Source organism: Lacipirellulaceae bacterium (genome assembly GCA_040218535.1).
Lineage (GTDB): Bacteria > Planctomycetota > Planctomycetia > Pirellulales > Lacipirellulaceae > Adhaeretor.
Genome location: JAVJRG010000012.1, coordinates 909,976 through 924,253 on the forward strand (window position 1 = coordinate 909,976; position 14,278 = coordinate 924,253).

15 protein-coding genes are annotated in these 14,278 nt (G+C 54.8%); 9 read left to right on the forward strand and 6 right to left on the reverse strand.

Going from position 1 to position 14,278, the window contains the following annotated elements:
* Positions 1-172 precede the first annotated feature (172 nt).
* From RIB44_17755 to RIB44_17780, 6 genes are all read left to right on the forward strand, one after another.
* Positions 173-1,726, forward strand: coding sequence for an alpha-L-fucosidase (locus RIB44_17755; GenBank protein MEQ8618420.1), 1,554 nt, complete (start codon positions 173-175; stop codon positions 1,724-1,726).
* Positions 1,727-2,002: 276 nt separating this feature from the next.
* Positions 2,003-3,052, forward strand: a complete 1,050-nt coding sequence (locus RIB44_17760; protein ID MEQ8618421.1) for a DUF1559 domain-containing protein — start codon at positions 2,003-2,005, stop codon at positions 3,050-3,052.
* A 117-nt stretch (positions 3,053-3,169) separates the two neighbouring features.
* Positions 3,170-3,631 carry a carboxypeptidase-like regulatory domain-containing protein gene (locus RIB44_17765; protein ID MEQ8618422.1) on the forward strand — a complete coding sequence of 154 codons (462 nt, stop codon included), beginning with the start codon at positions 3,170-3,172 and terminating at the stop codon, positions 3,629-3,631.
* Positions 3,632-3,685: 54 nt separating this feature from the next.
* Positions 3,686-4,192: a carboxypeptidase-like regulatory domain-containing protein gene (locus RIB44_17770; protein MEQ8618423.1), complete on the forward strand. Its 507-nt coding sequence runs from the start codon at positions 3,686-3,688 to the stop codon at positions 4,190-4,192.
* Positions 4,193-4,304: 112 nt separating this feature from the next.
* Positions 4,305-5,408, forward strand: a complete 1,104-nt coding sequence (locus tag RIB44_17775; protein MEQ8618424.1) for a DUF1559 domain-containing protein — start codon at positions 4,305-4,307, stop codon at positions 5,406-5,408.
* Between the two features lie 95 nt (positions 5,409-5,503).
* A complete protein-coding gene (locus tag RIB44_17780) occupies positions 5,504-5,974 on the forward strand; it encodes a hypothetical protein (GenBank protein ID MEQ8618425.1) in 471 nt (156 codons plus the stop codon).
* 86 nt (positions 5,975-6,060) lie between these two features.
* Here the strand turns inward: RIB44_17780 and RIB44_17785 are convergent, their stop codons facing one another.
* Together RIB44_17785 and RIB44_17790 are read right to left on the reverse strand one after the other, a co-directional pair.
* Positions 6,061-6,972 (reverse strand): DUF4394 domain-containing protein, encoded by a 912-nt coding sequence (locus tag RIB44_17785; GenBank protein ID MEQ8618426.1) that lies wholly within the window; start codon positions 6,970-6,972, stop codon positions 6,061-6,063.
* Positions 6,973-7,400: 428 nt separating this feature from the next.
* Positions 7,401-7,997 carry a DUF1579 domain-containing protein gene (locus RIB44_17790; protein MEQ8618427.1) on the reverse strand — a complete coding sequence of 199 codons (597 nt, stop codon included), beginning with the start codon at positions 7,995-7,997 and terminating at the stop codon, positions 7,401-7,403.
* A 109-nt stretch (positions 7,998-8,106) separates the two neighbouring features.
* On the opposite strand from RIB44_17790, the gene RIB44_17795 reads away from it, so the two are divergent.
* Entirely contained in the window at positions 8,107-9,012 is a 906-nt protein-coding gene (locus RIB44_17795) for a family 16 glycosylhydrolase (GenBank protein MEQ8618428.1), read from the forward strand.
* A 4-nt stretch (positions 9,013-9,016) separates the two neighbouring features.
* On the opposite strand, the gene RIB44_17800 is transcribed toward RIB44_17795, so the two are convergent.
* Genes RIB44_17800 through RIB44_17815 form a run of 4 tightly spaced genes read right to left on the reverse strand, consistent with a single transcriptional unit; the run spans position 9,017 to position 11,910 of the window.
* Positions 9,017-9,829, reverse strand: a complete 813-nt coding sequence (locus RIB44_17800; protein ID MEQ8618429.1) for a hypothetical protein — start codon at positions 9,827-9,829, stop codon at positions 9,017-9,019.
* Positions 9,830-9,848: 19 nt separating this feature from the next.
* Positions 9,849-10,415 carry an ABC transporter ATP-binding protein gene (locus tag RIB44_17805; GenBank protein MEQ8618430.1) on the reverse strand — a complete coding sequence of 189 codons (567 nt, stop codon included), beginning with the start codon at positions 10,413-10,415 and terminating at the stop codon, positions 9,849-9,851.
* 40 nt (positions 10,416-10,455) lie between these two features.
* On the reverse strand, positions 10,456-11,145 hold the full coding sequence (locus RIB44_17810; GenBank protein MEQ8618431.1) for an ABC transporter permease: 690 nt from the start codon (positions 11,143-11,145) through the stop codon (positions 10,456-10,458).
* 3 nt (positions 11,146-11,148) lie between these two features.
* A complete protein-coding gene (locus RIB44_17815; protein MEQ8618432.1) occupies positions 11,149-11,910 on the reverse strand; it encodes a substrate-binding domain-containing protein in 762 nt (253 codons plus the stop codon).
* 266 nt (positions 11,911-12,176) lie between these two features.
* On the opposite strand from RIB44_17815, the gene RIB44_17820 reads away from it, so the two are divergent.
* Both RIB44_17820 and RIB44_17825 read left to right on the forward strand, forming a co-directional pair.
* Positions 12,177-12,440, forward strand: coding sequence for a MoaD/ThiS family protein (locus tag RIB44_17820; GenBank protein ID MEQ8618433.1), 264 nt, complete (start codon positions 12,177-12,179; stop codon positions 12,438-12,440).
* A gap of 4 nt (positions 12,441-12,444) precedes the next feature.
* Positions 12,445-14,241 (forward strand): aldehyde ferredoxin oxidoreductase family protein, encoded by a 1,797-nt coding sequence (locus RIB44_17825; protein ID MEQ8618434.1) that lies wholly within the window; start codon positions 12,445-12,447, stop codon positions 14,239-14,241.
* Positions 14,242-14,278 lie beyond the last annotated feature (37 nt).

Here is a 14,278-nt window from a genome sequence, read left to right on the forward strand (position 1 = left end):
CTTTAAGCCCTTGCTAGGATTGTGTTTGCTGGTGGCCCTGGCCCCTCGGGCGAGCCGACTTTTGCTCGAAAAAAGTGATTTAGCAAAAGTGCAAAACTCCCAGGCGGTGACGTTTCTAGGGTGTTCACCCAGGTCGATTTTTCACAATCACAAACTCACATCACAGGTTTTTATGTCCGTACATCGCACATGGATTTCGTTGTCATTACTATTGTCCTTCGCGGTTCCCGGATCGTTCGCACAAGAGGCCGTGGTTGCTTCAGCACCCCGGAGTGACGCTTACGAGGCCAGCTTTGAGTCGCTCGCTAAGCACAAGGCGGCGCCCGAGTGGTTTCGGGATGCGAAGCTGGGGATCTATTTTCACTGGGGCGTGTACTCCGTCCCCGCGCATCAGAATGAGTGGTACCCGCGGTGGATGCACTTTCCGGGGCATCACGTTCAGAAATATCATCTGAAAACCTATGGGCCGCCAAATGAATTCGGTTATCACGACTTCGTGCCGCAGTTCAAGGCGGAGAATTTTGACGCGACGGAGTGGGCTGAGCTGTTCCAGCAGGCGGGGGCGAAGTTTGCTGGGCCGGTGGCTGAGCATCACGATGGCTTTGCGATGTGGGATAGCGACGCCACCATCTGGAACGCCGCCGACATGGGACCCAAGCGAGACATCACCGGCGAGTTGGAAAAGGAAATCCGCGCACGTGGGATGAAATTCATCGCCACGTTTCACCACTCGCGGAACTTGCAGCGGTACGCCGACAATCCCGGCGAGAAGGATCGCAAGGACATCGAGGCGAGACAACGCTGGTTCGACAGTCACTTTCCAAACATCCCGGACACGCCGCCGACTTCCGAAGACCCACGGCTACGACAACTCTACGGCAACATGCCTGAGGACGTTTGGCTGGAAATGATGTGGCTGGCGAAGCTCAAGGAGGTGATCGACCAATACGAGCCCGACATGATCTGGTTCGACGCGTGGCTCCGGGCGATTCCGCAGGAGTACCAGGAGAAATTTGCGGCATACTATCTCAACCGTGCGAAGGAGCAAGGCCGCGATGTGATGATCGTCCGTAAGAACGACGACTTGCCTCTGGAGTACTCGGTCAACGATTTCGAAAAAGGCCGCATGGCGACCCTCGCGAAAGACCCTTGGCTGACGGACGACACGATCAGCAAAGGAAGCTGGTGCTACACGAAGGGCCTCGCCATCAAGAGCCTGCCCGACGTGCTGCACGTGTTCATCGACATCGTCAGTAAGAATGGTTGCCTGCTGCTGAACATTTCACCCAAGGCGGACGGAACCATTCCGGAGAACCAGCGCGAGGTATTACTCGGTTTAGGAAAGTGGCTCGACCAAAACGGCGAAGCGATTTACGGCACGCGTCCATTCGTAACGTTTGGCGAAGGCCCAACGCGGATTGAAAAGGGAGGCCACTTCCTCAAGCAAACCAAGTACACGCCGCAAGACATTCGTTACACGCTAAATGGAAAGGGCACGGGCACGTTCTATGCGATCCAACTCGGCCTGCCGAAGCCGGGTGAAGAGGTACTGCTGCGAAAAGTACCGCAGTACATCGTGCCAATGGATTATCAGGTAAAGAAGGTGACACTCCTGGGCAGCGATGCGGAGGTGCCATGGGAAAGTGGAAACGAGGGATTGTCGATCACGGTGCCGGAGAAACTGCCGAACGAGGTCGCACTCGTCTGGCGGATCGGGGTCGAGTGAAGAGAGTTTCGACCTAGAGAAGCAGGAGAAAACAGCACCTGGGTGACATTTTTTAGGCATCCCATAGCCGGGGAGCCGCGTAATCGAAGCTGGGGCGCGGAGTCACTCGGAGATTCTTGGCATTCTTGTAAGTTAATCGTTCAGACCGATTGACAGTTAGTATACAATATGCAAAAATGCCTGTATCGGAACAAGGTATGCGCGTTTCTTGCGCTGCCTAAAGGTCGAGATAACTTTTCCAGAATCTATTCCTCCCAATTTCAGGTGGACAATTCCATGCTTATGAGAAGAAGCGTCAGTCGTGTTGAATCGCATCGCGTACGTGAGGGTTTTACTCTCGTTGAACTGCTCGTCGTGATCGCCATCATCGGCGTGCTCGTTGGGCTGCTCTTACCAGCGGTACAGGCAGCACGTGAGGCGGCGAGGCGGAACCAATGTCTCAACAATATGAAGCAGATCGGGCTGGCAACGATCAATTACGAAAACTCCAATGAAGAACTACCAGCCGGAGCTATCTTCTACACTCCACGGGAAGATCCAGAATTCAAATGTACGGCAGGGCTATTAGCTAAGATCTTGCCCTATGCAGAAAGCAACGCACTGCACGATTTGATCGACTTTGATAATTTTCAAGATGGAGTCAGTGGATGTGGAGGCACGCATGGAACTGGTAATCTCCAGCTTCCCGACGGTACTTATCTAGCGAGTTTCGAGGTGCCGATGTACAGCTGCCCTAGTGATACTTCCGAAAGACTTTACACCGGCGGTGATGGAATTCCGCGTGCGAAAACCAGCTATGTCGGTTCTGTTGGTTCTGTGCAGTATAACGCAAATGGCGGAGCCTCATGCCCTGAGGTAAACGGCTTTAATGAGTTTTCCCGCCCCTTTGGCGATCCCTCTGGAGCTTTCAAGCAATCGTACAGCTACACGGACCCAACAGTTTATCCTGGAGCCTTTACACGTCATGGTGTGGCCACAAGGTTGGTGGAAGTCACTGATGGTCTTTCGAACACTATTTTCTTCGGCGAAGTACGTCGAGACTGCTCTACCCACGTAAGAAGTGGATGGTTACATCCGAATAACGGTAGCGGACTTTGCGGAACTTCGATTCCATTGAACTACGATAGTTGTCAGCCGGAGTCGACTAATGGCTGCCAACAGCCAAAGAACTGGAATACCTCATTCGGATTCAAGTCGAATCACCCGGGTGGTGTTGTTTGCGGATTTGGTGACGGCAGTATTCACTTTGTCAGCGAGAACATCGACCACTGGACTCTCCAATTCCTTGGAGACAAAGCAGACGGCCAGGTTGTTGGTACTTTCTAAACCGACAATCTTCGGGATTGCAGGTTGAATTATTCTTTGGTTGAACCGCGGTGCATTAGCCAAGATGCCCCGCGGTTTCATTCAATTGGAAATAGAAATACTGAAGGGAAATAGGGCATGCGACGCCATCGGTTATCACTGATTGTTTGCTTAGGATGCGCATTGATCGGAGGGTGTGGCGACGGCAAAGACCTTGCCCCTGTAAAGGGCACAGTGACCTTTGAGGGCAAGCCAGTCGCGAATGCAACTGTTACGTTTTCTCCTGCTGAAGAAGGTCCACTGAGCATTGGTACGACCACCGCTGATGGTACCTACGAGCTTACCCAAACAGGACCCGAACGTCTTCCAGGCGCACAAGTAGGACAGCATAAGATTAGCATTTCAGCCATCGAGCAACAGATAAGCGGAGAAGCCGATGTGCCAGAAGGAGACAGCTTTGGCTCACTAGGTCTATCCGCCCAGAAAACCAAAACGCGTTACCTAATACCGCCAAAGTACAGCAGCAACAGAACTTCCGGCCTCACTTTCGAGGTGAAAGCCGGCGAAGATAACGTTGCCGATTTCAAGCTTGAAAAATGAATGCCCTAAGGGGTGTTTATTCGAGCGACCAAACTCTTATTGTCACGAATCCAGATGAAGCAATTTCCCGATTGCTGTAGATGCTCCTTTCGACCTTTCTATGCGTCCAGCGTGCTGTTTGCCGTCATGTTTTCGGTCGGCTGCGGAGAACCTTCGCCGTTTTCCGAAGTCACAGGCACGGTGACGCTCGATGGTCAGCCGGTTTCCGATGCGACCGTTGCCTTTCGACCCTCGGGAGGAGGTCGTAGTGCTTACGGCGTTACCAAAGCGGATGGGACCTACGAGCTCTCGACGCTAAAGCCTGGTGACGGGGCTCTGCCTGGGACTCACAAAGTTACCATCCGAGCCGTCGATATCGAGAAGGATGCAGAGGCGGAAGCCCTAGCCCGGGAGCACGGATCGCTCTCAGACATGATGCCTACGGGCAAGAAGAAAAAGAAACCCAAGGAGGTCTGGCGGGTACCGAAGGTTTACTCTCAGCTCGACAGCTCAGGCCTTGAATTCACCGTCGAAGAAGGCGGCGGCAATCAGGCGGATTTCCCACTGAAGTCGGATTCCTGAGAGAGTCGCCCTTAAGTCGTCATCCAGGTTTTGCCTGTGTTGCGATATCGCGAATAATATAGTCAAGACGCTTATCCGATACCTTCTACTCAATATGTCAGAGGTAGATACCATGATTTCCATTAAGCACAAAAGAAACCGAAGCACTCAGGGTGCCAACCGAGGTTTTACCCTCGTCGAACTTCTGGTCGTGATTGCGATCATCGGCGTGCTTGTCGGCTTGCTGCTTCCAGCAGTGCAAGCCGCCCGTGAAGCGGCACGGCGGGGGCAGTGTCAGAACAACTTGAAACAGCTCGGTCTGGCGGCCATGAATTTCGAGTCCACCAACGAACATTTTCCCACCAGCGGTGCCCGGACGAGCGATGTTTGGTGGACCAACGACGTTTCGACTGGTACCTATGGTGGCGGTTCCAAATGGCCGCGTGAGACCGCTGGCTGGTGCTATCAGATCTTGTCGTATATGGAACTCGGATCCATCGCAGATCAAAGGACTGCGACCCGTCCGCTGCACACCGGCGTCGCTCCACTAAGCGAAGTGCCGCTACCAATGATGACCTGCCCAACGCGTGGTGTGCGTATCTGGACGGAGAGCACTGGTTTGGTGAGTTGGTTCTGTGGTGACTACGCGAACTTCGAAGGTCGAGTTCGAGAGGTCGAGCCAGGTGACCCCAATAATCTGGAGCCACCACTGGTGCTTGATCCCTTTGACTACGAGCAATCGATGATGACCATGGAGTGGTATTCAGGGCTGATCGGTCGTGCGGGGTGGATTCAAAGTTGGAGGCAGAGCTCGAGTACGGGCAATCCACTGACTGCAGGACCGAAGATCGGTATCAAGAATTGCGAAGATGGTACCTCGAACACAATGATGTTTGCGGAATCATCACAGTGGGTTGATGCCTATCGCGGCATCAATCCCACCCATTGGCGGATGGTTGGCAACGTGGGCGGTGTGTTTGCTCCAGGCATCTGGACGAACGGTCGGGTGAACTTGCCGGGCGGATGGGATAGCTCGATTAAGGGCGATGGAGAACCTAGAGATCTAGGACCTTGGGGGACGTTTGAGCAAGGTTTCGGTTCCGCTCATCCGGGCATCATTAATTCGGTCTTCGGCGACGGCTCAGTTCGCACAATCAGCGACAGTATCGATGATCACACTTTCCGCAACCTTTGCGAGCGTTCGGACGGTCTTGTTGTCGATGCCGATTCGCTATGATCTCTACAGCGTGATGCCCGCAGCGTTACTGTCATGTTGCCTTTTCATGAAGGGATTTTGCTTTGTTTCCCAGTGATAAACGAATACTAGTTCGCTTGTTAAGCTTTGCCTTCGTAGTCATCGTTGCCGTGGGTTGCGGCGATAGCGTGCCGACGCTTGCTGATGTGAACAATACGAACATCAAGAAACTTCGTGGTGCCTACGGTCTTTACTTAGTGAACCACGGCATGAAGGGACCGGAAAACGAGGAGGAGTTCAAGCAGTACCTCAAGACTGATGAGGGTGCCAAGGTCAAGATGGGCCGCATGGGCGTCACGCCTGAAATGGTCGACAGTATTTTTATCTCTGACAGAGATGGGAAGCCCTTCAAGATCCGCTATGGCCTGAAAGGCTTAGGCGATCATGCCATCATATTTGAAGAGGTTGGCGTTGAAGGCAAGCGACAGATTTCCTTCATTGAACCTAGGGAAGTGGGAGCAGAAGAGTACGAGCAGCTCTGGAACGGTGCTCGCCCGAAGAACACTGTCGATGGCAATGCAGAAATGACGAAGGCGTTCGATGGTTGAATAGCCATATCAAAAAAACATCCCACGCAGCCTTGCGGCCACGCGGGATGGAGTTGGGGTTCGTTTAGTTCGTAGCGTTTCAGCTACTAGGCCTTGCGGCGGCGGAGACCTAAGCCGCAGGCGGCCAGGGCGAACATCGTCAGGCTGGCCGGTTCGGGGATGAACTCGTCGGGAACAAACTGACGGGGGATGACCGTGAGATCACGAATCAGGTCGCCCGAGATGAAGGTTCCGAGCGAAGAAGCAGCACCCGTACCAAGGTTGACGGTGTAAAGCATACTGTTTGGGCCAGATTGCAGGTTGGCGTAAGCAATGCCGGTGTCGCCACTAATGTCGAGGCCAAGCTCGTTGGTCAACGGGCTCACACCAAGGCTACCTACGGTGACCAAAGTACCAGCATTGTTGGCGACCGTGACGAGCACGCCCAGATCGCTGTCGATGCCGTACTGTTGAGTCGAGGTCGCACCGGGGAGACTATTTGTGTAGCCGATGCCTGCGATGTTCGGGTCTTCGCCCTCATTGGGATCGCCCACGGCGTAGAAGACATCCGTCTTCTCGACAGGTAGAAGATACTGGCCTGTGTCGCCGCTAATGACGCGGTTGTCGTTGGCGTCGGTAATGATGCGAGCGAACTGGCCGCTCATGAAGGCAGGATTGAAGTCGAAAGCAAAGCTGACACCAGGGACGCGTGGATCGTAGGTGCCAACCAAGGTGGCGTCGAACGTCGTCGGGTTCAGCGTGAAGACATTTTCCCGATCGTCAAGCAGGTAGATATCGCCGGTAGCGGGGCGGAAGTCGATCGCTTCGAGATTCGAGCCGGCGGGTAAGCCGCGAATGGCTCCTCCATCAAGCAGGATGGAAGGGTCTGAACTGTTGACGATGGCGATGTCGTTTTGCGTCGTTAGTGCATAGATAAGTTCAGCCGAAGCACTACGCAAGTGTGCGAGGCTGATCGCTGCGAAGAGCGCAGCGAAAAGAGCGAGTTTGTGTAATCTCATTAGGACTACCCCTCTCAAACGATGTGAAAACTAGTGATGTAAACTCAAACAGGGTGGCCCAAGACCCCGAGTTTAGTGACTCATGGAAGACGCACAAGTGTTTAATGCAAGTGGAAGCCCGATCGTTGGGTCACTTCCACAGTCACTTGCGGCCTTCAATAAGACTTACGGGCTGCGGGCAGCGCTGGATTTGAAAAACCTACAAATGCTTTTCAGGAGCGAATAGAACTCAGAGTGAAGTGCCAAACGGGGACTGTCCACACCTTTCGATTGACTTGTTTCACAAGTGATACTGAGAAGAATGCACTAATCGACCACACTTTGAAGACGAAAAATGTAACGCATTTACATGGCCTGACTGTTTCGCGTGGGATAATCTCTCGCTGACTTTTGATGAAATGAGAACTTGGACCCGATGGACACAGGGGTCACTTCTTTTCCTTGGCCATCAGCGATGAATGGGGTTCGACTCGTCGCATTTCACCAGTCATGAAGGCCTGCCATTTGCCGTCTGGGCCCATGATTTCGGAGGTGGCCAGGATCAAGTCTGCGGATTTGAATTCGTAGCTATCGCGGTACTTAGTGAGCTTGTTTTGGTCCATCATATCTGGACCCTCGGCGACCAGCGTGAGCTTCTTTCCGGTCTCGTCGACCGTTCCCTCATAGTGCCAGAGTTGACCCATCATCGAGTCGATCCAGATGCCGACATACTTCTTCTTCTTTGCGTCGTAACCAACGGTTTGCAGGGCTTTAAAGTCGCCGTTGCCAAGTCCTTCCCCCCGCACTTCGTTGACAACCCAGAACTTACCGAGCATGCGTGACTTCATCGAGCCTTTGAACTGGACGGCAGGCTGTTCGGGCGTGGCGACGGTTTTGGAGAGGGATTCCCAATGGCCAGTGAATTGCTCGAGCCAGTGGTGCTGCTTTGCGGGGGTGGGGAATTGAGGCGGCTGGGCCTTCGCGCTTGACAGAAATGAGGGGCAAAACACGAGACAGGTTGCCAAAAAGTAAAGTCGCGATTTCATGATTACGAGCCTTTGCGGAACAAGGGTAAATTGTAGACAATATGGATCAAGAGCTGATTTCAAGGCTTTCCGCCTGCAGCCTTAATTTACCAACTTGAAGGTCATCGCGATGCTAAGTGTTCGATTCTCTGTTGCTTTTCGTGTTTGTTGCCCTGCCCTGTTTCTGCTTATCGCTTCGATGGGAACAGCTGGGCAGGCGGCGGAAAGTCTCTCCAAGGGGCCGTTTTTCCTAGAAGGCCAAGATCCAAAGCCAGCCAGACAGAATTGGGTACGCGTCGAAGAGCTTTCCGACGAGTTCGAGGGAAACCAGCTCGACGACATTAAGTGGAGCAACAGCAAGCAAGAGAACGGCTTTGGCTGGCTGGGGCGACCGCCCGGACTTTTTCGCGCGGAAAATGTCGTCGTCGCGAATGGCATGATGAACGTGACCGTCGGAGTGCTTCCTGAGCCGCGAACGATCGGCAGGCAACAATTCTTGTACCAGGGAGCGATTGTCCGTTCGAAACAGCCCTGCATACCGGGGATGTATCTTGAAACCAGAATGAAGGCGAACGCTACGGAGATGTCCTCAACATTCTGGCTGATCAGCAATCAACGGCGCAAGCAACGACAGGAGCTGGATATCCAAGAGTGCGTCGGTCGGACGAGCACATTGACGAAAGAGTGGGCACGAGGTTGGGATCAAATCTTTCACTCGAACTTAATCCGAACCGAGCGCGGCAAGGACAAAGTGCAAATCCAAGACAGTATCAAGCCGCCGACAAAGAACCATGAACGCTTCTATGTTTACGCTGCCTGGTGGAAGTCGCCCGAGGAGGTCTTGTTCTTTCTCGACGGTAAGTATGCTTACACCCTCAAGCCAGAGACGGCTTGGGACTTTCCGGCTCATATACACATGGCGATCGAAACTTACGACTGGAACCCCGTGCCCGTGGATGGCGGACTTATTGCAAAGGGCACGAAAGAGGAGAGAACGACGCAGTACGATTGGGTGAGAGTCTGGCGACTTGAATGAGTGGCTAATTGTCAACGGAAGATCCGTCGGATGAACTAGCTTTCGAGTTCTCTTCCAGCCAATCGACCCCAGCGCGAATATTCCCGAACGCATCGCCGTGCCAGCCGTGGCCACCCTTGTAAGGAACGAGCGTCACCTCGGCCTCAGCGCGGCTGAGCACCTTGGCGGCTTGCTCTGCCATGCGGTAAGGGCAAACACGGTCCTCGCGTGAGTGGAGCAAATAGTAAGCATGTCCTTTTGCTTTTTTCATGGGCGGCAACTGCCGCGGCTTGAAGACGCTCATTGCGATGAAAGAGCCCTTCACACTCTTGCTGCTTAACGAAATCGCATAGGCGGCGGGACCACTCGAGGACCAGCTTAGCGTGAAGATTCTGTCCGGGTTGAGCTTTCCCTCTCGCTCTTCAACGCGTGCTGACACATCATCAATGACCGCCTCGACAAACTGTTCCGTGGAGAACTTCTGCCCCTTCACTTTGTTCTTGGCGGTCGGCCAAACGATCCTTTGCTCGGGTGTCCATTTCACGGCAACCGGTTGAGCAACGAGGTAGCCCTCCGGTAAGGCGAGCTGCTGAATGCGTTTGACGAACGGATGAAAGTCCGCACTGCCGTCACCGCCGGGCATGACGAGCATCAAGCTGTAGCCTTCTTCAGGAATTTCTTGTTTGCCGAGTCCAATCAGGAAGTAGCGATTGTTCTCGTCGTCACCGATTCGAAGATCAACTGAGGGAGGTCCCGCGTTCTTGTCTTCTTGCGCATGAACGGCGTAGGAGAAGAAAAGGCACAAAATGAAACTGCTGATCGGAATAGAACTCTTCACTTGAATGGTCCTGTGGAGGCTATGCGGTCTCTAGAGTGAACTCGCGTGTAATCGCTAAATCACTCGGCAGTTTACTGGGGCTCGCGATTAGTAGCGTCGTCTTTTTGAGTTCATTGAGCGTCTGAATCACGAGCTCGGCCGCGTGCTCATCAAGGTCTGCTAGTGGCTCGTCCAAGAGCAACAGCTTGGGATCAGTTGCTAGTGCCCGTGCTAAGGCTACTCGCCGGCGTTCGCCACCTGAGAGAGTTCGTGCATCACGCTCCGTGAATTTGCCGAGGCCGAGTTTGTCCAACCAATCTGTAATCGGGGTGCTCTCAGGACTGCCGTAAACGATGTTTGTTTTGACAGTCCCACGAAAGAGATAGGGTTGCTGATGAACATAGGTTCGTTCTGAGGGGGAGAACTTGTTAATCAATGTTCCCGTGAAGTCGTTGTCGATGGCGGCGATTGCACGCAGCAGGGTTGTCTTGCCACTGCCGTTGGCTCCAACGATTGCAATTCGCTCGCCCGCTGCGATGGCGAGTTGCTCGACTTTGCAGATCGGCTTGGCGTTGCGGGTTACTTGGAAGTTTTGAAGGTGGATCATGGAATGTTTCTTAGCGTCCTTCGCAACTTTGCGTTTAAATTTAGCCTTCCTTAGAGAGTCGCGTCGTCACGAAAAAGGCGATCAGCGCCACGAGCAACAACAGCGAGCTCATCGCAAGCCCGCGTTCGAATTCACCACGTCCTGTTTCGAGTGCGGTGGCTGTAGCTAGCGTTCGCGTGCGGTCTTTCAGGTTACCGCCGACAATCATGGCGATGCCGAGCTCCGTCACGCAACGGGCAAAAGCGGTGAGCACAGCAAGCAGGACGCCGGTGCGAGCTTCGGAAAGATACGTTAGTCCGCGCTTCAGCGGCGAAGCACCGAGTGTGAATGCCGTTTCGCCAACACGCGGGTCGAGTGAACGAACCGCGCCGTGGGTGAGTCCGACGATAATCGGAAACGCCAAGAGTAGTTCCCCCGCAACGATTCCCCACGGCGAGTAGAGTAGTTCCAAGGGTCCAAGCGGACCGCGGCGTGAGAACAATGCGTAGCAAACCATGCCTACGAAGACGGTCGGCAGTGCCATCATGACGCGAGCCAGTAGCACAGCCAGCCCGCGCCCTGGAAACTGCTTTCGTGCGAGCAGGATTCCCAGCGGTATCCCGAAGAGCGCTGCCAAGCCGACGGCCGTTGTCGAAATCCAGACACTCCGCCATGCAGCTTGCAGCACCAGCGGATCGCCCGAGAGGACGAGCGAGAAGGCTTCGCGAAGGCTGTTCCAGAGGAGAGACATTGGCTATCGGCTATCGGCTGTTGGCTGTCGGACAGGGCTGAATAGTGCTTCGCCCTCAACTTGGAACTTGGCGATCTTTTGCTGAGCAGTGTCGGAGATCAAGTAATCGATGAAAGCGTTGGCTAGCTTGGCGTTGATGGCGTCGCTCTTTCTAGGATTAACCACTATGACACCGTAAGGGTTGGCCATCTCGGGGATCTCTTCAGGCGAGCCACTAATCAGTGGGACGAGGTCGACCTTTGACTTGAATCGCAAGTAAGTTCCACGGTCGGTGAGTGCGTAGCCTTGCATTTCGTCGGCGATGGTCAATGTCGCGCCCATGCCCTGCCCGGTTTCAATGTACTCGCTCCAAGGCGTTAGCCCGCCGGCGTTTTTCCAAAGTTGCAATTCACGCTTGTGCGTGCCACTGTCGTCGCCGCGGGAGAGGAATTTTGTCTTCGTCGCGGCGATCTTGCGAAGCGCTTCGCTTGGACGGCTGCCTTTGACGTCGGCAGGGTCGTCCGTTGGGCCGACGATTTCGAACGTATTGGCCATCACGTCCTCGCGCCGAATGCCGTGCCCTGTTTCCATGAAAGCCTCCTCGGCTGCCCGGGCGTGCACGAGCACGACGTCGACATCGCCGGCCTCGCCCAATTTGAGCGCCTTGCCCGTACCGGTAGCGATCACGTCAACTCTCACGTTGTGTTGCTTCTCGAAGGCAGGAAGGAGCTCGTCGAGCAAGCCAGAGTCGCGCGTGCTGGTGGTTGTCGCGAGGCGTAAGCTCACGGGTGATGTGGAACCCGAACAGCCGAGTGTCAATACGATGGCGACACCGAGTAGTCCCACGCAGAGACGCAGAGATCGCAGAGAGTTTAGCCAAGGAGTCATTCGTAAATGAAGTATTTAAACAGGAATAAGTTGGAGTGTGGATCAGGCCGCCGCTGCTCCCTCCGCGTTCTCTGCGCCTTCGCGTGGGACTTCAGCATGATTTACTGAAGGGGCTTCGGCAAGTGAGCGTTGTGATCGCCGCCGGAGCGACTTATGATCGAAGGATGAAGCGAACGGTTGAGTTTTTTGGGATTCCGCGGGCTCGCGCCGGGATTGCGCGGACCGATGCCGTCGGTGAGACGCTAGGCGAGGTGCTACAGGACTTGTCTCAGCGTTTTCCCGGACTCAGCGAAACCTGCATTGAAGGGAGTCGGCTGCGTGACGGATTCACAGTGAACATAGGTGGCGAAAGATTCACGCGAGATTCTGCGACGGTGCTTGAGCAGAATCAGACTTTGTTGCTGATGTCGCTCGACGCGGGCGGATGAAATGATGAATTCTCCACCGGGCTATCACGGCAAGTATCTTCGGATCGACCTTACCACGGGCCATTCCCAAAGCATGCCGATTGCTGCTTCGCTGTTTCGCGAATACCTCGGCGGCAGTGGCTTGGGGACGGCTCTGCTGTTGGAAGCTGGAGCGGCCGAAGCCGAGCCGCTATCTAAGGAGGCGACGCTCGCCTTTGTCTTTAGCCCCTTGGTCGGTAGTCCCCTGACCACCAGCGCGAAGTTTGCCGTCGTCGGGAAAAGCCCACTGACCGGTCGGATTAACGATTCGCTGGCCAGCAGTGGGTTTGCGATTGCCGGGAAGAAGACCGGGCACGATGCGATTCTCCTCACAGGTCAGGCGGTTGAACCGTCGGTTGTGCTGATTGATGAGGAAGAAGTCCGAGTTGAAAGCGCAGGCGATCTTTGGGGCCAAGCGATCCCTGATGCCGAGGAGCAGCTTCGCAGAAGTTACCCAAGTGAGTTCAGCTTTGCCGTGATTGGCCCTGCTGGTGAACGGCAAGTTCGTTACGCGACGATTTCTCACGATGGCCGTCACGCAGGCCGTGGCGGCAGTGGTGCGGTGCTGGGCGCGAAGAACGTCAAGGCGATTGGCGTCCGAGGAAACCGGCGTTGTGAGTGGTCGCACCCTGAGCGGCTGGTTGAATATGCCAAGCGGCTATCCGCAAAATCATTCGGACCAGCCACAGCGAAATATCGCGAGTTGGGCACCGCTTCGAACCTGCTGGCCTTCAATCGATTAAATGTTCTGCCAACGCGAAATTTCCAACGGGGAAGTTTCGAGGGCGCGATGGCGATCGCTCCCGAGCAATTGAGCGTTGCTCGCGAGCGGACCCGTGCTTCTTGTGCCGCCTGTACGATTGGTTGCGAGCATCTGTATTCACTCAAGGACGAACGGCTAAGCGGCAAGTCGCGGCCGGTACGATTAGAGTACGAAAACCTTTTCGCCCTGGGGCCACTTTGTGAAGTTAGCGATCCGGAAGTCGTCCTGACTGCCTCGCAGAAGTGCGATGAGTTGGGGCTCGATACGATCAGCGCCGGCGGGACGATCGCCTTCGCGATGGAATGCCAACAGAAGGGCTACTTGCAGTCTTTAGGAATTGATGCCAAGTGGTTGCAGTTTGGCAGCGGAGAGGGCTTATTACGGGCGCTTGATGAAATCGCTGAAGCTACGTCGCTCGGGAAGTTGCTCGCAAGCGGAAGCCGTGCGATGGCGGACCTGGTCGGGCACGACTCGCTTGACTTTGCCCCACAAGTAAAAGGTTTGGAACTGCCCGGCTACGATCCGCGTGGATTGCAAACGATGGCTCTCGGGTTTGCCGTGGGCACGCGGGGGGCGGACCATAATCGCTCGGGGGCCTACGAAGCCGACTTCTCAGAGGAGGTCGACCGACGCCATGCAGGTCCTGGGTCCGCCAGGCTTGCGGTCGAGACGGAAGACAAAGCGGCGATCATGGACTCGCTCATCCTGTGCAAGTTTTTGCGAGGCGTCTTTGAGGACTTCTTTCTCGACGCCGCGGAAATGCTGAGCCTGGTGACCGGCTGGGACGTGACACGTGAGGAGATGCGAGCCACCGCCCGGCGAATCGTCGATGCGAAGAAACAATTCAACATCAAAGCGGGTTGGACACCGGCGGAAGACACGCTGCCAAAGAGGATGCTCAATAGTGCGTTAGAGGATGACGAAAAGGCAACGCTGCCGAGCGAGCGGCTGGATTCGCTGATTCAGGCCTACAACTTGGAGCGGGGTTGGACGCGTGAAGGCTGGTTGGAGAAAGAATGACCAATAACCAAGCCTAAATGACCAAGGTGAAGAATGG